This is a genomic window from Synechococcus sp. O70.2 (assembly GCF_047462135.1).
GTDB lineage: Bacteria > Cyanobacteriota > Cyanobacteriia > Thermostichales > Thermostichaceae > Thermostichus.
This window is the reverse complement of sequence record NZ_JANSIS010000004.1, coordinates 17,030-42,376: the sequence shown is the minus strand read 5'-3', so window position 1 is coordinate 42,376 and position 25,347 is coordinate 17,030. Positions and strand designations below refer to the sequence as shown.

The following is a 25,347-nucleotide window of genomic DNA, read 5'->3' as shown; positions in this document are numbered from 1 at the left end:
GAACGATGGCAAAGGTGCTACTGGTAGAGGATGATCCGGCCAATGCCCGCGTCTTCGAGAAGGTGCTGCAGCGACGGGGTGGGTTTGAGGTTCTTCACAGCCAGGATGTGGAGCAGATTCTGCAGATGGCCCAAGCCCGTGAAGTAGACGTCATTTTGCTAGATGTCTCCCTCTCCCAGAGCACCTTTCGCGGCGAGGCAGTGGACGGGATCCGCATTGCCCAGCTGCTTAAGGGGGATCCCCGCACCAGCTCCATTCCTATCCTCTTGGTAACGGCCCACGCCATGCGGGGCGACCGGGAGACTTTTTTGGCCCAGAGTGGGGCCGATGGCTACATTGCCAAGCCAGTCGTGGATCACGAGGAGATGGTGAACCAAGTGCGCCAGGTGTTGGCTCAGGCTCAGCAGGGCTAACTGGACAGGCTTTGCACAATCGACTGCCAAAAAGGGATCCCATCCTGGCCTGGCAAATCGGGGTCGGCAGCGCGTTCTGGGTGAGGCATCAAGCCGAGGATGCGACCGCTGGGATCGCAAATGCCGGCGATGTTATCCACCGAGCCGTTAGGGGCAACGGGATCGTAGCGGAAGACAATCTGACCCCCATCTTGCAGCTGCTTCAGGGTGTCGGCCTCGCAGACGTAGCGCCCTTCTCCATGGGCAATCGGCAGGGTTACAAGGGCGGACGGGGGGTAGGTGCTTGTCCAGGGCAGATCTGGCCGCTCCACGCGGATCCTCACTCGGTCGCAGATAAAGTGCAGATTAGCGTTGCGCAGCAGCGCCCCTGGCAGCAAGCCCGCCTCTGTCAGGATCTGGAAGCCATTGCAAATGCCCAAGACATAGCCCCCCCGGGCTACGTGCTCGGCTAGAGACCCCATTACCGGCGCAAAACGAGCCAACGCGCCCGCCCGCAGGTAATCTCCGTAGCTGAATCCCCCCGGCAGCACCACCACATCCAGCCCTGACAAATCGGTTTCCCGGTGCCAGATGAGTCGCGTCGGACAGCCTAAGAGGCCGCGGGTTACCCAGGCTACGTCGCGGTCACAATTGGAGCCGGGAAAAACAACAATGCCAAACCTTACCTTGGCCATGGGGATCCCTTGGGGCGAAGGCAAAAGCGGTGAGGGCTGGAGCGAGAGAGCTTCTGGGTGAGAGATCAGCCCTCTAGAGGCTCCACTTGGATTTGATAGGTCTCGATTACTGGATTGGCCAGCAGTTGCTCGCACAGCTTGCTCACCTGCTCTCGGGCAGTTTCGGCGTCAGGGGCCTCTAGCCGCAGTTGGATGTGTCTGCCAATGCGCACTCCCTGCACCTGGGTATGCCCTAGCTGATGCAGGCTAGCCTGGAGAGCAGCCCCGGCAGGATCCAGTACCGAGGGGCGCAGGTGGATCTGAATCTGGGCCTGGAACTGCATAGAATGAAGCTGGGCTTCTACAAGTGTATAGCCGGTTGTCGCTCGCTTGAGGCCAGCCTATGGATGCAGGGCGCGTCGTGGCCATTGCCCAGAATGTTTTTCGGGAAACCATTCGGGATCGCGTTCTTTATCTGGTGATGGTGTTTGCGGTGGCCATGCTGGGGGCCATCGTTTTGATTCCCCAGGTAGCCAACCAGGCCCACAACAAGATCATTGCCGATTTGGGTCTGGCCGCCATCCACTTCCTGTTGCTGGTGGTGGCCATTTTCGTCGGCACGGGGCTGGTAAATAAAGAGATCGAGAGGCGCACGGTCTACGTGCTGATTGCCAAACCCATGAGCCGGGCGGAGTTTATTGTCGGCAAGCATCTGGGCCTGTCGGCTTTGCTGTCGGTGCTGCTAGCAATGATGACGGCTGTCTTTTTGCTCAGCCTGCGGGTGGTGCAGGCCCCCATTTCCCCCTGGGCCGTTCTCTGGGCAACAGTTTTTACCTTTTTGGAACTGGTGCTGATTGTGGCAGCAGCGCTGCTGTTTGGGGTTTTTACCTCCCCGATTTTGGCTACCCTCTACACCATTGCCCTGTTCATTATGGGCCACACGAGCCGTGCCCTGCTGCAGTTAAGCAAGCTAGTGGAAGACACAGGCTTCGGCAAGGTGTTCGAGGTAATCTACTTAGTCTTGCCAGATCTGGAGCGCTTTAACCTAAGAGATGCTGCCGTTTACGGACAAATTCCCCCGCCCACCCAGCTTCTTGGCGATGCGCTTTACGGCCTGATCTACACCGTTTTGCTGCTCATTTTGACGGCGCTGGTGTTTGCCCGGCGTGAGTTCTAATAAGCTCTCGGTGGATCCTTCTCTCATGCGATTTTTCCACTTCCACACCCCTGAGCAAGTCCCCTCGTCAGGGATCCCAGTCTGCGCGGTGGCCATTGATGTGCTGCGGGCCACCACCACCATTGCCACAGCCCTGGCCGCAGGGGCAGAGGCCGTGCAGGTGTTTGCCGATTTACAACCCTTGCAAGCGAACAGCCAAAGCTGGCCGGCCTCCAAACGGCTCTTAGCTGGGGAGCGAGGCGGCAAAACAGTGGCGGGCTTTGACCTAGGCAACTCCCCCCGCGAGTATACGCCGGAGCGTGTGCGGGACAAGCGCATCTTCATGAGCACCACCAACGGCACCCGCACCCTTCAGCGTTTAGAAGGGATCCCAGTGTTGATCACAGCAGCCCTGGTGAACTTGGGAGCAGTGGTGGAGTTTCTCAGGCAAGGAGCTTTTGCTGAGGTGTGGCTGGTGGGAGCTGGCTGGGAGGGGGCTTTTGCTTTGGAAGACACCGCCTGTGCCGGAGCCATTCTGCATCGCCTGGGCTGTTCGGAGGAGCAGTTGGGCAACGACGAGGCAGTGGCCGCCCTGGCCCTCTACCAAACTTGGCAAGACAATCTCCTGGGCCTGTTGCGGCGCTCCAGCCATGGGCAGCGGCTACTGGCCATTAGCCCTGAAAGCGACAGGGACCTGGCCTATTGTGCGGAGTTGGATCGGCTCTCAGTGGTGCCCCGGCAGATTCAGCCCGGCGTTTTGGCCCTCGCCGGCTAGCTGGCCTGGGGTGTCTCGGCGGCAACAGCCAAAGCCTTCTGGTGCAGCCACTCCTGCCATTCTCCCGGGATCAACTTGCTGTGAAACGCATCTCCGGAGACAAACACCTCCTGCTGGTTTTGGGCCAAAACAAAAATGGAGCGGCGGTCGAAATGGGAGGTGAGCTTGTAGAGGGTGTAGGGGCCTTCGGAGTAGAGGGTCAACGTTTCCTGATCCAGGCCGTGGCGGCTGCTTTGGCCGCAGGCCCGCAGGATCATGTTGATCAATTGTTCGTAGTACATATAACCCTTCCCGACGAGGTAGGGAACATCCCTGGGAACGACCTCAACAGCCAAGGCGGCTGCTGAGGCCCGAGCGGCTCGCGTGAGCCCAGTATAACTCCCGGCTCAGGCAACACTGAGCCCAACAGATCAGGTGAGTTCAACCAAGGCAGCGGCAAATGCGATAAATAGTAAGGCAAACCGTCAGTTTTGCAATTCTGCACAAGCATCCCCCATGGCCACTACGGCGCCTCACTCTCTTCCTCCCACCAATCCTGTCCGCGTCGCCATCGTCGGGGCCTCCGGCTATGGAGGGGTGCAGTTGGTGCGGCTGCTCAGCGAGCATCCCGGCGTGCAGATCACCTACCTGGCCGGTCAAGACAGCGCCGGCAAACGCTACGGGGATCTCTACCCTCACCTGGCCCAAGCGGTGGATTTGACCATCCAGCCGGTAGATGTGGAGGCCATTGCCGCCAGCAGCGACGTTGTCTTCCTCTCTCTGCCCAATGGCCTGGCAGCAGACTTGGCGCCGCCTTTGCTAGCCAAAGGGTGCAAAGTTCTAGATCTCTCGGCAGACTATCGCTTTCGCAACCTGGCCACCTACCAATCCTGGTATCGCCTGGGGCAGACGGATCCCAACTGGCCCAGCCCTGCCTATCGCCAGGCCAACGAGCAAGCGGTCTACGGGCTGCCGGAACTCTACCGGGAGGCCATTGCCCAAGCCCAACTGGTAGCCTGCCCCGGCTGCTACCCCACCGCCTCCCTGTTGGCGGTTGCCCCCCTGCTGCGGCAGGGGTTGGTGGAGCTGGACAGCCTTATTTTCGATGCCAAGTCCGGCGTCTCTGGCGCGGGCCGCACCCCCAAGCTGGGATCCCTATTTGCCGAGGTAGATGGCTCTCTGGGGGCCTATGGCGTGGCCCAACACCGGCACACACCCGAGATCGAGCAGGCCTGCAGTGACCTCACCCACACTCCCATCACTGTACAATTTACGCCCCACCTCGTGCCGATGGTGCGGGGTATCCACGTCACCTTGTACGCCAACCTGCGGGATCCCGGCCTCGTGGGCGAAGATCTCATCACCATTTACAACGCCTTCTATCGCCAATCCCCCTGGGTCAAGGTGCTGCCCCGCGGCGTTTACCCGCAAACCAAGTGGGTTGCCGGCACCAACACCTGCATGATCGGGGTGGAAGTGGATACCCGCACCAACCGAGTCATTGTCCTGTCGGTAATCGACAACCTCATGAAGGGACAGGCCGGGCAGGCGGTGCAATGCCTCAACCTAATGATGGGGTGGCCGGAAACCTTGGGCTTACCGCAGCTTGCCTTTTACCCCTAGCTATAATGCCGGTAATTCCCCTGCAGCCCAGTTTGCCCATGCCTAACCTCTTCTCCCCCAATCTTGATCCCAACAGGCCCGCCACGCCGGCGAACTCTCCACCTTCATCCGGTAGGGCTGGGGACCTGAACTGGGAGGGGCTGTGGCGGCAACTGGAAGCGGGCTGGCAGGAGCTGCCCCGGCGCTCTGAAGAAACCCTGCAGCAAACCCTAGCTCGTTTGCAACTGGAGTGGGGCGGCCTGTGCCGTGAGGCGAGGGATCGGCTGCAGGCAACTTTAGACAAAGCTAGAGCCACCAGCTCTCCAGAGCCGCTCCAGCAAGACCTGCAAGCGCTTTTGCCTCTGCTCAGCCCCCGCCAATGGGAGGTGGTCATTGGCTCTCTGGAACGGGCCGCCGACCGCGCCTGGGTGGCCAGCCTGCTGTATCACAGCCTGCAGGACCAGGCCTATTCTGGGGCAGAAACCAACGGCATCCCTTCTTGGGCAGGGGCCTTAACCGCTGAGCAACGCTCCACCTTGGAGGCGATGAGCCTGCGGGCCTATGGCAATAGCCGCCTACCTCTGGTGGTGGACAAAAGCGGCGAGATCCAGGTGAAAGCCTCAGCCGCCCTCTTGGCCGCCCTCATTGCCGTCGAGATCGGCAGCGTGGGATCGGCAGGGGCCCTCTCTCTGCTGGGCACACCGGAGCTGCGCAAGCTCTTGAATGCCGAGGGCAAGCTGCGGCGCAGCGTCTTAAAGCAGGGGCGAACTGCCCTCACCGAAGAGGAATGGCAAACCCTGCGCCAGTGGCTCGATCCCAAAGGATCCCCCCCCGACTGGTACCTCTCCCTCACCCAACTGGGGATCCAAACCACGCAGGTGGGGGACTATCTGGCGCGGCGGCTGCGGGAGTTTTTCCAAAGCGAATGGATCAAGCTGGTGATCCCTCCCCTGTATCACCTGGTTATCGACGCTGTGCGGCTGTTGACGGGGGAAGTGTTTCTCAGTGTGGGCACAACCCTAGAAGCGGCTTTAGAGTCGGCAGAAGCTGAACGACGCCTGGAGCTGCTGCTGCAAGCTTTGCCCCAGGCCCGGCACATTCCCAGTCCCGAGCGCATCCAAGCCGCCCTTCCCGCCGTTGTGGAGGCTGCTGAGACAATCCTTAGGCCGCTCCTGGGCCGTCAGTTGATGACGGTGGCCGACATCTTCGACCCGCCCCTTCGCAACGAAAGCCTCAACGAGTTGGGGCGGCAGCTCAACCTCTGGAATCCCCTGCAGTTTTTGCTCACCTGGGGTACGTCTGGCTGGCTAGAGGCTCTGCTGGATCAGATCAAGGAATTGCAGCAGACCTACCCGGAAATGCCCCTGTGGGAGAGCTATCGGCAAGGGGTTGAGGCGGCAGTGCAAGCGCCACGGGTGATGGAGCAGGCAGAGGCCCTGCGCCTTACCGCCAAGAGCTTGGATCCCGAGATAGAACCCTTGGACGACTGAGCCATTCAAGGGTACCCCCCCTTCTGGGCAGGGCCTTCTTGAATGGTGTCGGATATCAAGAGATGCTCTTGTGCTACAATGTGTAAGGCATGTCTAGGGATGTCCATCAGTAGATGACAGCCAGATAGTCTAGTCTACCCCTCTTGCGCCTGTAGCTCAGTGGACTAGAGCACGTGGCTACGGACCACGCGGTCGGGAGTTCAAATCTCTCCAGGCGCGTTCTAGTCCCAGATGATTTTTCGTCTGGGGTGTCTGCTGTCCCTTAGCTGGCCTGAATCCTGTGTTAGGATCAGGCCTATCAGGTCCGCCTTGATGCAGGCGTAGGGAGCTCGAGGATCATGTTTGAACGCTTTACAGAAAAGGCCATCAAGGTGATCATGCTGGCCCAGGAGGAGGCCAGGCGGTTAGGTCACAATTTCGTTGGCACTGAGCAAATTTTGCTGGGGCTCATTGGCGAGGGCACGGGGATCGCCGCCAAAGTCCTCAAGTCCATGGGAGTGAACTTGAAGGACGCCCGCATTGAAGTCGAGAAAATTATCGGTCGGGGATCCGGCTTTGTGGCCGTCGAGATCCCTTTCACTCCCCGCGCCAAGCGAGTGCTGGAGCTCTCCCTAGAAGAGGCCCGCCAGCTCGGCCACAACTACATTGGCACGGAGCACCTACTCCTGGGCCTGATCCGAGAAGGGGAGGGAGTAGCCGCCCGCGTTCTGGAAAACCTGGGGGTGGATCTCTCCAAGGTGCGTACCCAAGTCATCCGCATGCTGGGCGAAACCGCCGAAGTAACGGCAGGCGGTGGCTCCTCTAGCCGTACTAAGACACCTACCCTGGATGAATTTGGCACCAACCTGACCCAACTGGCTCAGGAAGGCAAGCTGGATCCGGTGGTAGGCCGGACGCGGGAGATCGAGCGGGTGATCCAAATCTTGGGCCGCCGCACCAAGAACAACCCCGTCCTCATCGGCGAGCCGGGGGTTGGCAAAACCGCCATCGCCGAGGGTTTGGCCCAGCGCATTGTGCAAGGCGATGTGCCCGACATCTTGGCCGACAAGCGAGTGATCAGCTTGGACATCGGCCTGTTGGTGGCTGGCACCAAGTACCGCGGCGAGTTTGAAGAGCGCCTCAAGAAGATCATGGATGAGATCCGCAACGCCGGCAACATCATCCTGGTCATCGACGAGGTGCATACCCTGATTGGGGCGGGGGCGGCGGAGGGCGCTATCGATGCTGCCAACATCCTCAAGCCGGCTTTGGCTCGCGGCGAGCTGCAGTGCATCGGCGCCACCACCCTGGATGAGTACCGCAAGCACATTGAGCGGGATCCGGCTCTGGAGCGCCGCTTCCAGCCCATCATGGTGGGCGAGCCGAGCGTGGCTGAGACCATTGAGATTCTCTATGGCCTGCGGGAGCGCTATGAGCAGCACCACAAGCTGAGGATCTCCGATGCGGCTCTGGAGGCGGCAGCCAAGCTGGCCGACCAGTACATCTCCGACCGCTTCTTGCCCGACAAGGCCATTGACCTCATCGACGAAGCGGCTTCGCGAGTACGCTTGATCAACTCCCAACTGCCGCCAGCGGCGCGGGAGCTGGATCAGGAGCTGCGGCGGGTTCTCAGGGAGAAGGATGCCGCAGTGCGAGCCCAGGACTTCGACAGGGCTGGTGAGCTGCGGGACCGGGAGATGGAGATTAGGCAGCAGATCCGCGCCATTGCAGCGGCCAAGAAAGCCGAGGACAGCAGCCGCACGGAGCTGCCAGAGGTAACGGAGGAAGATGTGGCCCAGGTGGTGAGCGCTTGGACAGGGGTGCCGGTAGCCAAGCTCACCGAAAGTGAGTCGGAGAAGCTGCTCCACATGGAGGAGACCCTGCACCAGCGCATTGTCGGTCAAGATGAGGCTGTGCGGGCTATCTCTCGCGCCATTCGTCGCGCGCGCGTGGGATTGAAAAATCCCAATCGCCCCATCGCCAGCTTCATCTTCTGCGGCCCAACTGGGGTGGGCAAAACGGAACTGACCAAGGCCTTAGCCGCCTACTTCTTCGGCTCCGAGTCAGCCATGATCCGCCTTGACATGTCGGAGTACATGGAGCGGCACACGGTCAGCAAGCTTATTGGATCCCCGCCCGGCTACGTCGGCTACAACGAGGGGGGTCAGCTGACCGAAGCGGTGCGGCGCCGCCCCTACACGGTGGTGCTTTTTGACGAGGTTGAGAAAGCCCACCCGGATGTGTTTAACCTGCTGCTGCAGATTCTCGAAGATGGCCGCCTGACCGATGCCAAAGGTCGCACGGTGGACTTCAAGAACACGTTGATCGTGATGACCTCTAACATTGGCTCCAAGGTCATCGAGAAGGGCGGCGGCAGCCTTGGCTTTGAGTTCAACACCAATGAGGAAGAGGCCAACTACAACCGCATCCGCAACCTGGTGCACGAAGAGCTGAAGCAGTATTTCCGGCCCGAGTTCCTCAACCGGGTGGACGAGATCATCGTCTTCCGGCAACTGACCAAGGACGAGGTGAAGCAGATCGCCGACATCCTGCTCAAGGAAGTCTTCGACCGCATGAAGGAGAAGAAAATTCACCTCACGGTCAGCGATCGCTTCAAAGACCTGCTGGTGGAGGAGGGCTACAACCCCAGCTACGGGGCACGTCCCCTGCGCCGGGCCATCCAGCGCCTGTTGGAAGACCTGCTGGCAGAGGAGATCTTGACTGGCCGCGTCAAAGAGGGATCTGAGGTGCTCATCGACGTGGACGAGGAGCGCAAGCCCAAAGTCCTAGTCACGCAGTCAGATCGGGTGCTCTTGCCGCAGGGAGCTGAGTAAGGTCGCCAGGACGCTCTTCTGTTGCTGGTTACTGGACAAGGGATCCGCTGCTATTTCCGGATCCCTTGTTCTTAGCTAAGTCAAGGGATTGGCTGTAGGAGAACTCTGGCATGGTGCAATCTACCTACTATTACTACGGTGGCGCTCCGGTTCGGACGCCTCCCCCGGATTTAGCTTCCCTGCTGCTCCAGGAGCGCATTGTTTACCTGGGTTTACCTCTGGCGGAAGAGTCAAATGCCAACGTCACCAAGCTGATCATCGAGCAACTGCTGTATTTGCAGTACGAGGATCGGGAAAAGCCGATCAAGATGTACATCAACTCAACGGGCACCTATAACTACGACACGGCAGCCTTTGCCATTCTGGACACCATGAACTACATCAAGCCGCCAGTGCACACTATCTGCATTGGTACTGCCGTTGGCATGGCAGCCATGCTGTTGGCAGCGGGTGCTAAGGGGTTTCGGGCTAGCTTGCCCAATGCCACGATTGTGCTGCATCAGCCCTATGGGGGTGCCCGAGGACAGGCCAGCGACATTGAAATTCGCACCCGCGAGATCCTGACCTTGCGCAACATGATGCTGGAGGAACTCTCCCGCAGCACGGGTCAGCCCGTGGAGCGCATTAAAAAGGACACGGAGCGGCTGTTTTTCATGACCCCGGAAGAGGCTAAGGCCTATGGCCTCATTGACCAGGTGCTGACCAGCTCCAAAGGCTTGCCAAAGTTGGCGGCAGCCAAAACCTGAGGGTCGACCTTGAAATACCCGCGCTGGGCTGTGGCGGGTTTTGCCTTGGCTGAGCCTGAGTGCGGGAGCAATTTGGCAAGCGCCCTATTCTGGTTCAAACTTTGCCAGGAGACATCTATGCCAATTGGAGTGCCTCGCGTTCCCTACCGTTTGCCCGGCGATCCTTACACCCAATGGATTAGCCTCGATGACCGCCTCTACCAAGAGCGGATTTTGTTTATTGGCGAGCCGATTGACGACAACTTGGCCAATACCATTGTGGGGGTAATGCTCTACCTCAATTCCCAGGACCCCCAAAAAGATATCGTGATGTACATCAATTCCCCCGGCGGCTCTGTGACGGCAGGGATGGCCATTTATGACACCATGAACCACGTCAAGCCGGACATCGTTACGGTTTGCGTGGGCCAAGCCGCCTCAATGGCAGCCTTTTTGCTGGCTGCCGGCACCAAGGGAAAACGCTTTGCCCTGCCCCACGCTCGCATCATGCTGCACCAACCTTCGCTGGGAATGATCCAAGGCCAAGCCAGCGACATTGAAATTCGAGCCCGCGAAACGCTGCGGGTTAAACGGCGCATGAACGAGCTGCTGTCGCAAATGACCGGCCAGCCGCTGGAGAAAATTGAGCGGGACGTGGAGCGAGACTTTTACCTCTCGGCTACAGAAGCCCAGGCCTATGGAATTGTCGACCGGGTAATCCAGGAGCGCTCGGAAGCTATGGCCAGCTAAACGCGAGGGGAAGCGGTCGGATGCTCTGGAGGCTGGGACTGGGCGGTTGCAGCGGCTTGTTGCTGCTTTGGGGTAGCCAAGCCTGGTCATTGCCGCCAGCTTCCGAGATTCCCGAGGAGGTGTTGCGGGCTCAACCTGAGCTGCGTGCCCGTTCGCCGGTTGATAACCAGCCCCTCACTGCTAGCGAAGCGCAGAAGCTGCAGGCAGAGCTAGCAGCCCGTCCTGCCACGGGATCAGTTTCGCCAAAGGTGGAACGGCTGATCTTTCTACTCAAGCTGCGCAAAGGAGTTCGCGACCTGTTTCCCTTCTTGCTCCCCTAATCCAGCCTACCCTCTATCTATTTCTAAGGGCGGGGAGGGATCCCTTTCTGGTAGCGGTAGGGGCCAGCACGGGATCCCCAAGTTTGCTGACCAGTGGTGGCGTCGAAGCCGCGATCCCAGGTGATGAATTCTTGGGCTGTGAGGTCGAACTCAATGTGGATATAGGTACTGTCGCCGGGGTTGAGGCGGCAAGCTCCCCCTGGCAGCATCTCGCCGTGAAAGCAGCCTGGGCGTTTTTCGACCAAAATACGGCAGCCCGGCAAATGCTCGAGATCTGAGAGTGACAGCTGCGCTAAACGCTGCGGATCCTGCGAGGCGCCTGCCCAAGCCGCTTGATCTCGCAACTTGTAGTTTTCTATCCGCAAGGGATCCGCCAGCAACTGTAGCACTCGGCTGCGGTAGAATCGGCCCGGTGTGTGTTCGTTAAACTGCTCGGTAAAAAAGCCAATTCCCTCGGGAAACAGGTGAGGCAGACGCACGTACCAAAGGCTTACTGGCACAAACCACACCGGCTCCACCATTGCCTGAGCGCGGTTGCTGTAGTAGCCTTCCAACCAATTGGCTAAGGTGTTGAGGTCGGGATCGAAAGTTGTCAAGGCTAACGCGAAAGAGTCTTTTGCGCTTCTCAATTCTACTCCCCCGCGGGTGCTGCGGCGGGGTAGCCTCTTGACTCTGCTAAGGGCAGTTTGACTATGACCCAGCTTACCCCCAGCGCCAGCTACAGTATTGCCCTACGCCTACGTCTACCCAACCGGCCCGGAGCCCTGGCTCGCGTCACTCAAGCCATTGCCGAGGTGGGCGGCAGCCTCAGCCGGATCGACCTCATCCACCAATCGGCTGCTGAAACCGTGCGGGAGATCTGTGTCGATGCCGTTAGCAGCGAGCACGCCCAGCAAATTCAGGCCGCCGTTGCCTCTTTGCCGAATGTGAAGGTGGAGCGGGTGGTGGATCGCACCTTTGAGCTGCATCGAGGGGGAAAGTTGCAGGTGGTGGCCAAAAGCCCCCTGGAGAGCACCGCTGACCTGGCCATGGCCTATACCCCGGGCGTGGGCCGGGTGGCGCTGGAGATTGCCGCCGATCCCAGCGCTGTCTATGAGTACACCATCAAGGGGAACTGTGTGGGCATCGTTACCGACGGCAGTGCCGTGCTGGGCCTGGGAAACATCGGCCCGGAGGCCGCTTTGCCCGTGATGGAGGGGAAAGCAGCCCTGTTTAAGCGCTTTGCCGATATCGATGCTTTCCCACTCTGCCTGGCCACGCAGGAGGTGGCAGAAATCGTGGAGACAGTGGTGCGCCTGGCGCCGGGGTTTGGCGGCTTCAACCTGGAAGACATCAGCGCCCCCCGCTGCTTTGCTATTGAATCCCAGCTCAAGGCCCGCCTCAACCTGCCGGTGTTTCACGACGATCAGCACGGCACCGCCATTGTGGTGCTGGCGGCGCTGCTGAATGCCTTGAAGGTGGTCAAAAAAAACCTGGGCCAGGTGCGTATTGTCATCAACGGTGCAGGGGCAGCTGGAATTGCCGTGACGCACCTGCTGCAGCAGGCGGGAGCTACCCATGTTGTTGTCTGCGACCGCCAAGGGATCCTCAGCCGCTCCCGCTCTGACCTCACCCCGGAAAAGGCAGCCATCGCCGTTGAGGAGAGCGGATCCCTGGCAGAGGCTTTGGTGGGAGCGGATGTGTTCATCGGGGTGAGCGTGGCCAATGCCCTGACGCCGGAGATGGTGGAGACAATGGCGCCAGATCCCATTGTCTTTGCCCTGGCCAACCCCGTGCCTGAGATCCAGCCCGAGCTAGTGGCGGATCGAGTCGCCGTGATGGCTACGGGTCGGAGCGACTACCCCAACCAGATCAACAACGTGCTGGCCTTTCCGGGGGTATTTCGCGGCGCTCTTGACTGCCGCGCCCAGCAGATCAACACCGAGATGTGCCTGGCTGCCGCTCAAGCCATCGCCAATTTGATTTCACCTGAAGACTTGGATCCCCAGTGGATCATCCCCTCAGTCTTCGATGGGCGGGTGGTTCCTCAGGTAGCTGCCGCCGTGATTCAAGCGGCCCGCCAAACGGGAGTGGCCGGGATCCCATAACTTGTTCAATAAACGTTCAATAGACAGGCTAATTCAGCACACGAGCATCACGGCTTGCAAGTCCTCGGGGAGAGGCAGCAGCGGGCCTCTTTTTCGTAATTTTTCGTAATTTAACAATTCTTCAGAGCGCCTCTTCTGGAAGTGGAGTTCTTTGTATTCTTTATATCTTGAGCTCTAGCTTCCTGCCTAGCTGGGGTTCTCAATGGACTTACGCAAGCCCTTCTATGTTCACCTCGTTACTGCCCTCGCCGCTGCTGGTATAGCTGCCGCGCCCCTGGATCGACTCAGTAAGGCCGGGGGAGTGGGTCTAGTCGCTGGAATTGGGAGTGCGGTAGCCGCGGAAGTTGCCCAACGTCACGGCAGTCGGGCTCGAGCTTTGAGAAGCCAGATTGAGGGGCTCTCCCGGCAAATAGAAGAAAAGGAACAGCAGCTACGTAGCTATGAAAATCAACTGGATGAGCTCCGAACCCAGCTCCAACAGCGGGAAGAGAAGCTCCAGAGACTTGATCTAGCAGAGTATCAGAAGCTCCTAGAACAGCTCGAAACTGAGCGGCAAGAATGGCGGCAGAATGCCATGAACTTGTCTGAGCAAGTTCAGAAACAAGAGCAGCAGCTACAAGGTCAGCAAGCGGAACTGGATCATCTGCGGGCACAGCTTCGGCGGAGAATTGAGGATCTCGCGCAAGCCGACACTAATACTATAGTCTTAGCAAGAAGCGAAAGAGATTTTTATCGAGAAGAAGCCAAGAGTTTTATCTTAGAGATCTTGAGTAGAGCAGCCGATCAGGTGCATAAGGGAAGTAGAGTCCAGCATATACTCCAAGACCTAATTCAGAATAACCATGCAAACGAAGGTAAGAGTTATCGTCAAAGGCTTAGGGAAGATATAAATCATTTGTTCAGAGACTACCGCAAATGGTGCGATAATAGTTATGAAGCAGAGTTGCATAAGCTTGGTTTTGAGGTTGTTTCAGAGAAAAATTATGTTGTGATTAGATTTCGCGGGGATAACCGCTATCAAATTTCCCTAGCTAAGACTCTCAGCGATCAGCGTGCTGGTTACGAGATTGCTCAAAATATTCGCAATAAAATCTTCGGTCTAACAGAGCCTACTTGAGGCTTACTTGTGAAAGGTGGGGATCTTTTTTTCTGGCCAAGGTTGGGGAAGTCAGCTTGGGCCCTGATAGGATAGGGGAAAGGGAATCTCCGCCATGTTCTACCTGCCAGTCTCACTGTTGTTGTTTTTAATGCTTCTACTGCTATTGCCCTTCCTCTGGCTGGGGCTAGCAGTGGATGTGGTAGCGCTGGCGGCAGGGAAGTTGGGCTTTTCCCGAGATGGGGCACTGTTGCTGCTGCTGGCTATCCTGGTGGGCAGCTCGGTCAATATTCCCCTCTACCGCGTCAGGTGCGAGGTAACTCTGGTGGAAGACCTGGCCAGCCTGTGGATGCGGCAATTTTGGGGGATCCCGTTGGCCAAGATCTCTCAGGAGACGGTGGTTGCCCTAAACGTGGGCGGGGGCCTGATCCCGCTGCTCTTGGCCCTGTATCAATTTGGCCGGGCCAGTGGGCTGTTGATCCTAGCCGTAACGGCGCTGGTAACTTTGGTCAGCTACTACGCTTCCCACGTAGTGCCCGGGATCGGCATTCAGATGAATCCCCTGGTGGCTCCGGCTACAGCGGCTTTGGCCGCTCTGTTCTGGGCTGGAGATCAGGCGCCGGCGGTGGCTTTTGCCGGAGGGGTTTTGGGCACGGTGATTGGAGCGGATCTGCTGCACCTACCAGAGGTGTTGCGGCGCAGTTGCTCAGGCATCCTCAGCATTGGCGGGGCTGGGGTTTTCGATGGTATTGCTCTCTGTGGCCTATTTGCTCTACTGCTGAGCTAAACCAAGAGATAAGTAAGGGAAAGCGTGACCGATTGAGCCGGATCCAGCCAACGCAAGTCAGGGGCCCCCTCCTCAGCGCGGTAAGTCAACTCCTCGAAAAGGATTTGCGTCCACTCCAGCGGCTTGCTCAGCAACATCGGCGAACGGGTTACCCCCTGCTGGCGGGCCATGGCCTTGAGGGCCTCCAGGCTAGCAGAGAGGGGACGGGTGCTGGCCACAAACAGTAACTCGGTCAGTCCCTGGGCGTGGCAGGTAAGCAAATCGGGGTTGAGGACGGAGCGCGGCTCACGGACGGCCATCTCAGGCGGGGGTGGTATGGTCAGGCTGCCCTTAGCCTCTAGGCGCAGCGGCAGGGCAAGGTTGTCCTGGGGCACCGGAGCCAGCAGGTGCAGTTGCCCGCTGGAATCGACCATCAACAGATAGCCGAACAGATCCTGCTCGCCCTCGTTGCGCAGCGTGAGATAGAGGGGATCCCCGCGCAGGAAGCGAGGCATGCCCAGCTCAGCAGGAGCAGAGGCCCCTTGAGGAGGCCGCACGGCCCACGAGGGGGTTTTACCTCGGGTGGACAGTTCCCCCACCACCCCCAGCGACGAGATGGCAGCGTTGAGGGTGGTCCGCAGGCGCTTGGCCGCCAGCAGATGGGCCAGACGGGAGGCCAGCCGCTGCACTGCCGTAGTTGCCGCTTCGCCCGCTGGGCCACAGGAATTGAGAAGCAGCTCTCGCCCCGGCCAAAAGAGGCTGTAGCTGCCGACCTCCAAGGGCTTGGGCAGAGCGTCCCCTTGAAAGGCAGCAGCCATCTCTGGGGTGATGCGGCCCAGCAGGCAATCCACCTGGCGCTCGCGTGGGTTGGCCGTCTCCATCCAGCTATAGCCGGCGATGGCGTTGGTTAGATCCACTCTTTCAACACGGCCCAGGCTGTCTTCTAACCCCACCAAGAGCTTGAGGCTGCTCGAGAGAGCGCGCAACTGCTCTCGCACCAGCGTGCCTACGGGGGGAAACTGATCTTCCCCGCTGACCGCTTGGACCTGCGCCAACAGCCCACTGCGGGAACGAATCAGGAGTGGCGTTGCTGGAGCAGCAGGATCAGCAACAAAGGGAGCCAGAAGGGTGCCCGGCTGGAGACTACCCAGGACTGCCGCTGGGATCCCCCCTAGCCACACCTGAGCACGGCTCCCCCTCACCTCCTGGATGACCCCGCTAGCCGCTGTCTGGGAGGGAATGAGGAAGTAGGGGGGGACTCGTCGAGCTATTTCTTTGCCCTCCAGGGTAGGGTGCTGACAAGAAAAGAGGCCCAGCTCCCGTCGACTGACCACCTGGTTGAAAGCAATCAGCAGGCGGGCAGGGGGCGTGGTCTCCCACAGGTACTGGGTCAGCAGGTAGGTGAGCACTCCTGCATGAAATCCCGGCCAAGCAGCTTCCGCTGCCAAGTCTTGGGGAGTGGTGGCAGCAATCAACAAGCCTTTGGGCCGAGGGTGCCAAACTTGCTGCCCTTCTGCAGAGGATGGCTGACCGGGATCCAGCACCTTGGAGGCTGCTGGCGGGACAGGTGGGCGGGAGCGCAGTTGGAGGTTGCCTCGTAGGGCAGGTGGGATGTGGGTAAAGCCGCAATCGAGTATGGTTGTGACCTGGGCCGTGCCCAAGTTTTGCACAAGCTGGAAAAAGCGCTCCAGCTCCATGGCCGCCAGGCTTTCGGAGCCCGACAACAGCAAAGCCGGCTGCCACTGATCCGGGGCCGATCCCGCCTGCCACTGGCCGTAGCCACTAAACTGCACGACCACGATTTCCGCCGGCTGACTTGGGCCTCCCAAGTGCTCGGCAAAGGCCTCTTGGACTGCGCTTGGCGTAGCCGCTCCATCGGTGAGGGCGAGAATGCCTGCCGGTTCAAAGCCAAAGCGGTACAGCAGCAGCTCCCGTTGCAGCTCTACGTCGGTTACACAGCCCTGCAGCGGGGATCCCTCGCCAGGGTAGCGGTTAATGCCAATGAGAAGAGCCAACTTGCGGGAGGTGGCTGCTAGAGCTTGTCCATAGCGCCTAGCCTGCCTGGTTAGCCAGCCGGGAGACAAACCAAGGCCAGCAGCAGCTAGGAGTAGTTTTTGGAGAAAAGACCGCCTTTCCATGCTGACCTGGTGGGCTGCCCCGCGGGCTTAGCGGCTAACCCATCGGCTTAAACTTTGTGCCCAGTCTGTGCCTATTTCAGGATATCTTTGTCCGCCCCAGATCAACCCCCCAGCCCACAAGCCGCTTGCCAACCCAGCAAGTTAAGATGTGTTACGAGATCCGTCGGGACTTCTATGGACGCAACACTGTCGACAGCGGCCGCAGCCCAGCCAGCGGTGGCAGAGCAGCCTTTGCCTGGATCGGGGCAGCAGCCCTTGCAGCCGGCTCTGCGTTATGACCCAGAGGAGTTGGCTAGGCAATATCGGGGGCGCTGGGATCTGGTGCTGGGGCGTCTTTTTCAGTTGATTGCCCCCTTTTTGGGGCTGTTGATCTGGGTCTTGTGGGATCGCTGGCGGGGGGTAGAGCTGAAGAACCGACGCAAGCATGCGGCGCGGCTGCGGGAGATCCTCACGGAATTGGGGCCGACAGCCATCAAAATTGGCCAGGCCCTCTCCACCCGTCCCGACCTGGTCTCGCCCCTTTTTCTGGAAGAGCTGGCCAAGCTGCAGGATGAGCTGCCCCCCTTCGACAATGCCACTGCCTTTGCCCTCATCGAGGCGCAAATCGGCCAGCCAATAGAGCAGATCTTTCGCGAGATCGGCCCGGAACCGGTTGCCGCGGCCAGCCTGGGGCAGGTTTACCAGGCGTGTCTGCACACGGGAGAGAAAGTTGCCGTCAAGGTGCAGCGGCCCGATTTGATCGGGCGCATTTCCCTGGACATGTACATCATCCGCAGCCTAGCCGCCTGGGCCAAGCGCACCTTCCGCCGCATCCGCAGCGACTTGGTGGGCATTGTCGATGAATTTGCGGGGCGGCTGTACGAAGAGATGGACTACACCCAGGAAGGCCGCAACGCCGAGCGCTTCCTAGAGCTGTACCGCCACCCCTCCATCTACGCTCCCAAAATCTATTGGGAGTACACCCGCACCAAGGTGCTGACAATGGAGTGGATCGATGGCATCAAGCTGACCCAGCTTGACAAAATCGCCGCCGCCGGGCTAAACGGGCAGCACCTCATCGAGATCGGGGTCAACTGCTCTCTGAAGCAGCTCTTGGAGCACGGCTTTTTCCATGCCGATCCCCATCCGGGCAACCTCTTGGCTATGTACGACGGGCGGCTGGCCTACATTGACTTTGGGATGATGAGCACCATCCAGCCGCACCAGCGCTACGGCCTCATCAAGGCAATCGTCCACTTGGTCAACCGGGATTTTGCCGCCTTGGCCCAGGACTACGTGGATCTGGAGTTCCTAGATCCCGACACCGATCTCACCCCCATCATCCCCGCCTTGGAGGATGTCTTCGCCGAGGCCCTAGGCAAGCCCGTGGCCGAGCTGAATTTCAAAAGCATTACCGATCGCCTCTCGGGGGTGATGTACAACTTTCCCTTTCGCGTACCTGCCTACTACGCCCTGATCATCCGCTCGCTGCTCACCCTCGAGGGGATTGCCATCGGTCTAGATCCCAACTTCAAGGTCTTGAGCGTAGCCTATCCCTATGTGGCCCAGCGGCTCCTAACTGATCCCGCTCCAGAGCTGCGCGAAGCTCTGCGAGAGCTGCTGTTTAGCCAGGGGCAATTTCGCTGGAACCGCTTGGAAAATCTGCTGCGCAATGCCGTCAACAGCGAAGACTTTGACTTGCAGGGATCCCTAGAAAAAGCCGTTGATTTCCTCTTTTCGGAGCGGGGAGCCTTCCTGCGAGAGCAGCTGGTGGATATCCTCTTTTCCAGCTCAGGCAACGGCTCTACAGATGGTCTAACCCATCTGCAACGTCTGTGGTCAATTCTCAGCAGCAACCCCGCCTTTCAGCCGCTGCAGCTTTTGCCTCTAGTAGCCAAGGTAGCCACCAAGCCAGAAGCCCAACAGCTGGGGCGGCAGTTGGCCTCCCGCTGGCTGCAACGCTTGGCAGCCCGTCTGATCCGGGAGCTGCTGCTTGCAGAGGAGGAGAAGGAGCCTAGGTCACCCGCTTCCCTCAATGGGCGCAACAGGAATAGCGGGCAAGCTGGAGAAATTCAAACCGTCTATGCTTCCCCAGCCCAACCCGCTAGTGCAGTCTAGGTTTGCTGCCTTGGCTTCTTCTACTAGCCGTTCTCGTTTTTGGAACTGGGACTGTTGAGAGCCAGCATCATCCACTCGGAGAATTCATCGCGGCGGAAGACCTGGGGGCAGGAACGCGGGCCAAAACGCAGTAAGCTAGGCATGCCGTGCTCTTTGAGGCGGGCTCGCAGCCAGGTGCCAACGCCTGTCTTGCCATCGTTGGGCATTTCGGTTTGAAAGTCACTGTACATCAGCAACAATTGACTGCGCGACTGGAGCACCGCATTCTCTTGGATCAACTTGGGCAGGGAGAGGTTAGCGTCCAAATTGCTTGCTTTGGTTGACTCTCGACGACGGCTGCGGGAACGGGATTTAGCGCTTTCGCGGTTCTTACGAGCTTTCGGTTCAATGGCCATAGAATCTCCTAGACGACTAAGGAACTCCCAAAAGGGACAAAAACCAGAACTCGCAGGCTGAGGAGAGAGCCCGCTGAGGAAGGTGGCTCGAGGGGTACAGTTCTGGAGCACTCACTGAGAAGGAGGGAAACACGCTCTCAGTCGGCCAAAGAAAAGCTGCGCCAGCCTGCCGCCAAAGCTCAAGATCCCTTGCCTGCCACGGCAATCTCCAGCGCCTTGAGTTCCGGGCCACACATCCAAGACTTGTCTTCGTCTTGCCGGAGGAAGCTTGGCTTGGCTACCCCGGTTTGTAGGGTAGGGAAGTCCGGATGCTACTCTTAATATGACTTAAAACCCGGGCAGGTGAACACTCCCCATTGACCCAGAGGCTGCATAGCGCCTGCGGCTTATAACTTCCCAGGAAGCTGAGCCCTCACGGCAGCGCCGCCTTTTGCTAGTCAGGAGCGGGCTCAGGTTTGCAGGCTTTGTCGGCCGTTGCGGATCACCCGCAGGGACTCCAGTAGCCGCATCTCCAGATCCTGCAAAACCTGATCCACGTAGCGGTGGGCCTCCCGCTGGAGACGCTCTGACTCCTGGAGGGTCTGTCGCCACACCTCCTCGCTCTGTTGGTAGGTTTGCCGCAACAACTGTTCCGCCTGAGCTTGGGCCTGGCGGAGGATGGTGGATTCGCTCACAAGCTGCTCGGCCCGGCGCTGGGCCATGGCCACGATCTCTTGGGCGTAGCGGTGGGCCTCAGCCAAGATTTGATCCCGCTGGCGCAGCACTTCCTCAGCTTCCTCTAGAGCAGTGGGCAGGTTAAGGCGGATGAAGTCCAACTGCTCTAGGATCTTCTCTTCGTCGATGAGAGTGCGCGACCAGAACAAACGAGGACTGCTGAGAATCGCTGCCTCCAGTTGATCCAGGGCCTCCTGAACGCGCATCAACGCCAGGGTCTGATCTCTGGGCAAATCACTGGAGCGATTGAGAGCATCAGAGGGCAATTCTTGCATCAGTCTGGAAAGGGGGTGGCTGTGCTGGGCAAAGCAGGCAGGATGACGCCTACCATATTAGGTTCTCGCAGTCTTGAACCTGGGTGTTCCCACCCTTCCAGAGGCGGGGGACAGAGACCGCTATCTGTGGCAGACTGAGGGAAAGTTGTTGGGTTGCCCTCTGCTTATGCCCCAGCCGCAGCCTCCTCGCCGACTCGAAGATCAATTTGTGGAGAACGTCGCCCGCTACCCCACCTACTTCATCACCGTCTTGCTGGGGGGAATTTGGGCTGGCCTACAGCCATTTGTAAACCTGTACCGCAAAAGCGCAACGGCAGCAGCTCTAGTAACTGTGGGATCCCTAGCTCTGCTGTTGTTTATCTATTTCACCCTGCGGGCGATGACAGGGCACACGCTTCTGCCAGCGTGGATGTGGCGTTGAGAGTAAGAGAGCAGCTTACGAGCAAGCCAAGAGAAGTTTAGCTCCTGACGGATCGCTGCTGCCGGCTCTAGCAAGCCGATCGGGTTTGCCGCTAGCTTGGTAAAGGTGTTTTCCTGTTGAGCTCATGGCAGATTGGATCCTGTTGGCACTGGTGGGCTCGACAACCTACCTGCTGCTACAAAAAAGCGTGGCCCGCCTCTCAAAGGTGCCCTGGCGGATCCTGTGGCTAGTGATGATGATCCCCCCCCTGCTTTGGGTGCTGGGGCGGCAGGTGTTTCAGTATGAAATGCCCCCTTTGCTGATGCTGGGGCTATTTTTGGCCTCCTGGCTATTTTTGGCCTCCTATTTTACCAGCATGACTTTGGCGCGTCGGGGGCGCCTCCAACCTCCACCAGCAGGCTCTCAGGCTGGAGTGGAAAACACCCCGGCAGAGCGAGATCCGGAGACAGAGGAAGGCGAGGAGGAAGGTGCTGCAGCTGCTCCCATCTCCATCTCGGAGGTATCGCGGGAAAAGCTCAACCGCTGCTTTCCTTGGAACGTTTTCTATCTGCAAAGCGTGGAGTACCGTCCTCAGGCCATCATCTGCCGTGGCAATTTGCGGGCGGATCCCACGGAAGCCTACGAGCAGGTACAGCGGAATGTGGAAACCACCTTTGGCAAACGCTTTCTGGTGGTGCTGCAGGAGGGGTTTGCCGGCAAGCCTTTTTTTGCCCTGGTGCCCAACCCGGCGGCGCGGCGCTCCCTAACCCGTCAGAAGGAGTGGCCTCTGCTGGCGTTGGGGCTGCTGCTGTTTACCTTTTGGACGACCCTAACTGCCGGCGCCCAAGCTTCTGGAGTCAGCCCTGACCGGTTGCTGCATCTACCCTCTCTGCTCAAAGGGTTACCTTATGCAGTGGGGATCTTGGCCATTCTGGGATCCCATGAAGGGATCCGCTACTGGGTGTCCCGCCGCCACGGCATCAAAACCTCGCTCCCCTATTTCATCCCGGTGCCTTTTGTGTTGGGAACCTTCGGGGCTTTCATCGAGCTGAAAGAGCCGGTGCCCAACCGCAAGGTACTGTTTGACATCGCCGTTGCCGGGCCGCTGGCGGGCAGCCTGGTGGCGTTGACAATGTTGCTGGTGGGGCTGGTCTTTTCGACGCCCGGGGATCCTCCGGCAGGGCCAGAGGGGCAGCCGACCCCGATTAGCTTCCATCGCATTGACCCGCGCCTCTCGGTGCTGCTGGCCATTCTGGCGCGCCTGGTGCTGGGGGATCAGTTGCAGCCGGGGCAGGTGATCGATCTGCACCCCCTGGCTTTTGCCGGCTGGCTGGGTCTAGTGGTGGTTGCCTTTAACCTGGTGCCGGTGGGCCAACTGGATGGGGGCCACATTGTCCACGCCATCTATGGCCAGCAGATGGGGGCCAATGTGGGGCGAGTGACTCGCTGGCTGGTGCTGCTGCTGGCTTTGACGGTGCAGCCCTGGCTGTTATTGTGGGCGCTGCTTTTGTTTGTGATCACCAGTGCCGACGAGCCAGCCCTCAACGATGTCGCCGAGCTGGATGAGGGCCGGGAGCTGCTGGGGCTGGCAATCTTGAGCTGGCTTGTGCTGATCCTGCTGCCGGTGCCACCCTTTTTGCAAAGCTGGCTTGGCCTGGCCTAGTTCGGGATAGGATCCAAACCACGTCAACCAGCTCAGCCCTGGCTATGCAAGCGGGTTTAATTGTCCAAAAGTACGGCGGCACCTCCGTCGGCTCCATCGAGCGCATCCAGGCCGTAGCCCAGCGGGTAGCCCACACGGTGGAGCAGGGGAAGCGGGTGGTGGTGGTGGTCTCGGCAATGGGAGAAGAAACGGATCGCCTGGTGGAACTGGGGGAACAGATCCTCCAGGGATCCCCGACCACGCCGGCCCAGTGGCGGGAGTGGGACATGCTCCTGTCTACGGGTGAGCAGGTCAGCATTGCCCTGCTGGCGTTGGCGCTGCAGCGCTTGGGCTACCCTGCCCTCTCCTTGACGGCGGCCCAGGTGGGCATCGTCACCACCCGGGATCACGGGCGGGCCCGCATTCTGCACATCCACACCGACCGCCTTTGGCAACACCTAGAGCGGGGAGAGGTGGTGGTGGTGGCCGGCTTTCAGGGCATCACCAGCCTAACTGAGCTGGAGATCACCACCCTGGGGCGGGGGGGATCGGACACCACGGCGGTGGCCTTGGCAGTGGCCCTGGGAGCCGAGCTGTGTGAGATCTACACCGATGTGCCCGGGATCTTTACTGCCGATCCGCGCAAGGTGCCCGAGGCCAGGTTGTTGCCAGAGATTACCGCCGACGAGATGCTGGAGCTAGCCAGCCTAGGAGCGCAGGTACTGCACCCCCGCTCGGTAGAAATTGCTCGCAACTACGGCGTCAAGCTGCGGGTGCGCTCTAGCCTGGAGCCGCTGCAAGCCGGATCAGAAGGCACCCTCATTGTCTCTCCCCCTGCTCGCGTCCGCTCCCCTGATAGCAGCATTGAGCTAGGGCGGGCGGTCGATACCGTGGAGCTGGATGGAGAGCAGGCCAAGTTGGTGTTGGTGGGAGTGCCGGATCGCCCGGGCATTGCCGCGCAACTGTTCCAGGAGATTGCTGCAGCGGGGATCAATGTCGACTTAATTCTGCAGTCGCTCCACCTCAGTGCGACGGAGGGATCCCCTACCAACGACATTGCCTTCACCGTCAGCCGTGCCCAGGCGGCTCAGGCAGCAGCCGTGGCCCGCAAGGTTGGCCAGGAGCTGGGGTGTAGGGAAGTCCTTGTCGATGAGGCGGTAGCCAAGGTCAGCATTGCCGGGGTGGGGATGATGGGTCGCCCGGGCATTGCCGCCGAGATGTTTCGCGTGCTGGCGGAAGCGGGGATCAACTTGCAGATGATCTCCATGTCGGAGATCAAGGTCAGCTGCGTGGTGGCAGCCGAGCGGGCTGGGGAGGCCGCCCTGGCGCTGGGGGAAGCGTTTCAGGTGATTCCCCAGTTGCATCGAGTCAAGGCAGCGCCTTGCGGGGATCCCCTTCTGCGCAACCACCCGGTGCGGGGCGTTGCCCTGGATCTGAAGCAATCGCGGCTAGGCCTGCGCAAGGTGCCGGATCGGCCGGGGACGGCTGCCCATCTGTTTGGGCGCTTGGCGGATGCTGGCGTTATCGTCGACACCATCATCCAGAGCCAGCGGAGCTACCACAACGGCCTTCCCAGTAACGACATTGCCTTTACCGTGCCTCAGGATCAGGCCAGGGCGGCTGAGGCCGTGTGCTGTCAGGTGGCCGAGGAGCTGCAGGCAGCTGGGGTTGAAACCGACCACGACATTGCCAAAGTCAGCATCGTCGGCGCCGGCATGGAAACGTATCCCGGCGTGGCGGCGCGCTTTTTTGCTGCCTTGGCCGACGCCGGGATCAACATTGAGATGATCGGCACCTCAGAGATTAAGGTAAGCTGCGTGGTGCGACGGGAGCAGGGGATCCGGGCTCTCCAAGCTGTCCACCGTGCCTTTGAACTCGACCGGCCCTAGTCTGTTTTGGCCGCCAGCAACAGGGGGAAGTGGTGGGCATTGGGGGCGTGCATGGCCTGGATCCCCAAGTTGGCGCGGTTGAGGAGATCGGCGTAGGTAGGGATGAACCGGCCTTGGCTGTCCAGGATGGACTGGTTGAAGTTAAAGCCATTGAGGTTAAAGGCCATGAGGCCGATGCCGATTGCCGCCGCCCAGATCCCTAAGGTAGGCAGGGCCGCCATCCAGAAGTGGACAGAGCGGCTGTTGCGCCAGCCAAGGCTGGGGATCCCCAACCGCCCCAAGAAGGCGTAGTGGCCGGCCAGGAAGTTGTAGGTGACCTCCTGCTGGCCAAAGCGGTAGCCGGCATTGGCTGACTCCTCTTCTGAAGTCTCCCGGATCAGGCTAGAGGTTACCAGGGAGCCGTGGAGAGAAGCCAGCAGGGCGCCGCCAAACACCCCCGCCACTGCCAGTTGGTGCAGCGGGTGCATGAGGATGTTGTGTTCCGCCTGGAAGGCAAGCATGAAGTGGAAGGTGCCGGCAATCCCTAGCGGCAGCCCCTCTGAGAAGCTGCCCTGGCCGATGGGATAGACCAGGAGCACCGCTGTAGCGGCAGCCGCCGGCGCAGAAAAAGCCACTGCAATCCAGGGGCGCATGCCCAGCCGGTAGCTCAGCTCCCACTGCCGGCCCAGGTAGCACCACACCCCGATGAGGAAGTGAAACACGATGAGCTGGTAGGGGCCGCCGTTGTAGAGCCACTCCTCCAAAGAGGCAGCTTCCCAGATGGGATAGAAGTGCAAGGCAATGGCGGCTGAGGTGGGCACCACCGCCGCAGAAATGAGGTTGTTGCCCCCCAGTAGGGAGCCAATCACCGGCTCGCGGATCCCGTCCACATCCACCGGTGGCGCAGCAATGAAGGCAATCACAAAACAAAAGGTTGCCGCCAACAAGGTCGGGATCATCAATACGCCAAACCAGCCGATGTAAAGCCGATTTTCGGTGCTAGTGATCCATTGACAAAAACTTTCCCAGCTCCATAGCCGCCGTGCGGCAGCGGAGCGCCGAACAACCACACTCATAGGCCAACTCCTAGAAAATTTGAAGAGAGCTTTCTTCCACTTGCGCTTGGCAGAGTGACCTCAGGAAATGACTCAGCCTTGTCCTGGGGATCCTTCTCCTTCCACGCTAGACAGTCT

The 25,347-nt window shown here is 59.7% G+C and carries 24 protein-coding genes and 1 tRNA gene; 17 read left to right on the top strand and 8 right to left on the bottom strand.

Translation table 11 applies throughout. The features are described 5' to 3' along the window. Positions 1–5: 5 nt before the first annotated feature. Positions 6–413 carry a response regulator gene (locus tag NW812_RS05675; protein WP_414394878.1) on the top strand — a complete coding sequence of 136 codons (408 nt, stop codon included), beginning with the start codon at positions 6–8 and terminating at the stop codon, positions 411–413. On the opposite strand, the gene purQ is transcribed toward NW812_RS05675, so the two are convergent. Both purQ and purS read right to left on the bottom strand, forming a co-directional pair. Beyond that, a complete protein-coding gene (purQ, locus tag NW812_RS05670) occupies positions 410–1,087 on the bottom strand; it encodes a phosphoribosylformylglycinamidine synthase subunit PurQ (protein WP_414394876.1) in 678 nt (225 codons plus the stop codon). The two genes, NW812_RS05675 and purQ, sit on opposite strands and share 4 nt — an antisense overlap. A 65-nt stretch (positions 1,088–1,152) precedes the next feature. After that, the gene (purS, locus tag NW812_RS05665; protein ID WP_414394874.1) at positions 1,153–1,410 is read right to left on the bottom strand and encodes a phosphoribosylformylglycinamidine synthase subunit PurS; all 258 of its coding nucleotides are present in this window, start codon (positions 1,408–1,410) and stop codon (positions 1,153–1,155) included. Between the two features lie 59 nt (positions 1,411–1,469). On the opposite strand from purS, the gene NW812_RS05660 reads away from it, so the two are divergent. Continuing rightward, positions 1,470–2,243: an ABC transporter permease gene (locus NW812_RS05660; protein WP_414394872.1), complete on the top strand. Its 774-nt coding sequence runs from the start codon at positions 1,470–1,472 to the stop codon at positions 2,241–2,243. Positions 2,244–2,268: 25 nt separating this feature from the next. Next, positions 2,269–2,997, top strand: a complete 729-nt coding sequence (locus tag NW812_RS05655) for a 2-phosphosulfolactate phosphatase family protein (protein WP_414395146.1) — start codon at positions 2,269–2,271, stop codon at positions 2,995–2,997. On the opposite strand, the gene NW812_RS05650 is transcribed toward NW812_RS05655, so the two are convergent. Continuing rightward, on the bottom strand, positions 2,994–3,278 hold the full coding sequence (locus tag NW812_RS05650) for a hypothetical protein (RefSeq protein ID WP_414394870.1): 285 nt from the start codon (positions 3,276–3,278) through the stop codon (positions 2,994–2,996). The genes NW812_RS05655 and NW812_RS05650 overlap by 4 nt on opposite strands. A 214-nt stretch (positions 3,279–3,492) precedes the next feature. Between NW812_RS05650 and argC the strand changes: the two genes are divergently transcribed. The 7 genes from argC (at position 3,493) to NW812_RS05615 (ending at position 10,676) form a co-directional block, all read left to right on the top strand. Continuing rightward, the gene (gene argC, locus NW812_RS05645; RefSeq protein ID WP_414394868.1) at positions 3,493–4,599 is read left to right on the top strand and encodes an N-acetyl-gamma-glutamyl-phosphate reductase; all 1,107 of its coding nucleotides are present in this window, start codon (positions 3,493–3,495) and stop codon (positions 4,597–4,599) included. 5 nt (positions 4,600–4,604) lie between these two features. After that, on the top strand, positions 4,605–6,068 hold the full coding sequence (locus NW812_RS05640) for a hypothetical protein (protein ID WP_414394866.1): 1,464 nt from the start codon (positions 4,605–4,607) through the stop codon (positions 6,066–6,068). Between the two features lie 145 nt (positions 6,069–6,213). Next, positions 6,214–6,287: transfer RNA gene (locus NW812_RS05635), tRNA-Arg, on the top strand. 119 nt (positions 6,288–6,406) lie between these two features. After that, positions 6,407–8,881, top strand: a complete 2,475-nt coding sequence (locus tag NW812_RS05630; protein ID WP_414394865.1) for an ATP-dependent Clp protease ATP-binding subunit — start codon at positions 6,407–6,409, stop codon at positions 8,879–8,881. A gap of 110 nt (positions 8,882–8,991) precedes the next feature. Beyond that, a complete protein-coding gene (locus NW812_RS05625; protein WP_414394863.1) occupies positions 8,992–9,627 on the top strand; it encodes an ATP-dependent Clp protease proteolytic subunit in 636 nt (211 codons plus the stop codon). A gap of 117 nt (positions 9,628–9,744) precedes the next feature. After that, a complete protein-coding gene (locus NW812_RS05620) occupies positions 9,745–10,356 on the top strand; it encodes an ATP-dependent Clp protease proteolytic subunit (protein WP_414394862.1) in 612 nt (203 codons plus the stop codon). 20 nt (positions 10,357–10,376) lie between these two features. Further along, positions 10,377–10,676, top strand: a complete 300-nt coding sequence (locus tag NW812_RS05615) for a hypothetical protein (RefSeq protein WP_414394861.1) — start codon at positions 10,377–10,379, stop codon at positions 10,674–10,676. A 23-nt stretch (positions 10,677–10,699) separates the two neighbouring features. Here the strand turns inward: NW812_RS05615 and NW812_RS05610 are convergent, their stop codons facing one another. Then, positions 10,700–11,272 (bottom strand): chromophore lyase CpcT/CpeT, encoded by a 573-nt coding sequence (locus tag NW812_RS05610; protein ID WP_414394860.1) that lies wholly within the window; start codon positions 11,270–11,272, stop codon positions 10,700–10,702. A gap of 96 nt (positions 11,273–11,368) precedes the next feature. On the opposite strand from NW812_RS05610, the gene NW812_RS05605 reads away from it, so the two are divergent. The 3 genes from NW812_RS05605 to NW812_RS05595 all read left to right on the top strand — a co-directional run bounded on the left by NW812_RS05605 (position 11,369) and on the right by NW812_RS05595 (position 14,646). Then, the gene (locus NW812_RS05605; RefSeq protein ID WP_414394858.1) at positions 11,369–12,763 is read left to right on the top strand and encodes a malic enzyme-like NAD(P)-binding protein; all 1,395 of its coding nucleotides are present in this window, start codon (positions 11,369–11,371) and stop codon (positions 12,761–12,763) included. Between the two features lie 202 nt (positions 12,764–12,965). Next, positions 12,966–13,880, top strand: a complete 915-nt coding sequence (locus tag NW812_RS05600) for a hypothetical protein (protein ID WP_414394857.1) — start codon at positions 12,966–12,968, stop codon at positions 13,878–13,880. A 94-nt stretch (positions 13,881–13,974) separates the two neighbouring features. After that, positions 13,975–14,646 carry a DUF1614 domain-containing protein gene (locus NW812_RS05595; RefSeq protein ID WP_414394855.1) on the top strand — a complete coding sequence of 224 codons (672 nt, stop codon included), beginning with the start codon at positions 13,975–13,977 and terminating at the stop codon, positions 14,644–14,646. Here NW812_RS05595 and NW812_RS05590 read toward each other — a convergent pair. Continuing rightward, positions 14,643–16,763: a caspase family protein gene (locus tag NW812_RS05590; protein WP_414394853.1), complete on the bottom strand. Its 2,121-nt coding sequence runs from the start codon at positions 16,761–16,763 to the stop codon at positions 14,643–14,645. The genes NW812_RS05595 and NW812_RS05590 overlap by 4 nt on opposite strands. A gap of 174 nt (positions 16,764–16,937) precedes the next feature. On the opposite strand from NW812_RS05590, the gene NW812_RS05585 reads away from it, so the two are divergent. Beyond that, positions 16,938–18,860, top strand: a complete 1,923-nt coding sequence (locus tag NW812_RS05585) for an ABC1 kinase family protein (RefSeq protein WP_414394852.1) — start codon at positions 16,938–16,940, stop codon at positions 18,858–18,860. Positions 18,861–18,883: 23 nt separating this feature from the next. Here NW812_RS05585 and NW812_RS05580 read toward each other — a convergent pair whose 3' ends face one another. Further along, positions 18,884–19,255 carry a hypothetical protein gene (locus NW812_RS05580; RefSeq protein WP_414394851.1) on the bottom strand — a complete coding sequence of 124 codons (372 nt, stop codon included), beginning with the start codon at positions 19,253–19,255 and terminating at the stop codon, positions 18,884–18,886. 449 nt (positions 19,256–19,704) lie between these two features. Next, positions 19,705–20,235, bottom strand: a complete 531-nt coding sequence (locus NW812_RS05575; RefSeq protein WP_414394850.1) for an ATP synthase F0 subunit B — start codon at positions 20,233–20,235, stop codon at positions 19,705–19,707. Positions 20,236–20,410: 175 nt separating this feature from the next. Here NW812_RS05575 and NW812_RS05570 point away from each other — a divergent pair, with 175 nt between their 5' ends. The 3 genes from NW812_RS05570 to NW812_RS05560 all read left to right on the top strand — a co-directional run bounded on the left by NW812_RS05570 (position 20,411) and on the right by NW812_RS05560 (position 24,175). Further along, positions 20,411–20,665: a DUF751 family protein gene (locus NW812_RS05570; RefSeq protein ID WP_414394848.1), complete on the top strand. Its 255-nt coding sequence runs from the start codon at positions 20,411–20,413 to the stop codon at positions 20,663–20,665. A gap of 124 nt (positions 20,666–20,789) precedes the next feature. Then, positions 20,790–22,307 (top strand): site-2 protease family protein, encoded by a 1,518-nt coding sequence (locus NW812_RS05565; protein ID WP_414394846.1) that lies wholly within the window; start codon positions 20,790–20,792, stop codon positions 22,305–22,307. A gap of 44 nt (positions 22,308–22,351) precedes the next feature. After that, positions 22,352–24,175, top strand: coding sequence for an aspartate kinase (locus NW812_RS05560; RefSeq protein WP_414394844.1), 1,824 nt, complete (start codon positions 22,352–22,354; stop codon positions 24,173–24,175). Here NW812_RS05560 and psbA read toward each other — a convergent pair. Further along, positions 24,172–25,230, bottom strand: coding sequence for a photosystem II q(b) protein (gene psbA / locus NW812_RS05555; protein ID WP_414394843.1), 1,059 nt, complete (start codon positions 25,228–25,230; stop codon positions 24,172–24,174). The genes NW812_RS05560 and psbA overlap by 4 nt on opposite strands. Between the last annotated feature and the right edge of the window lie 117 nt (positions 25,231–25,347).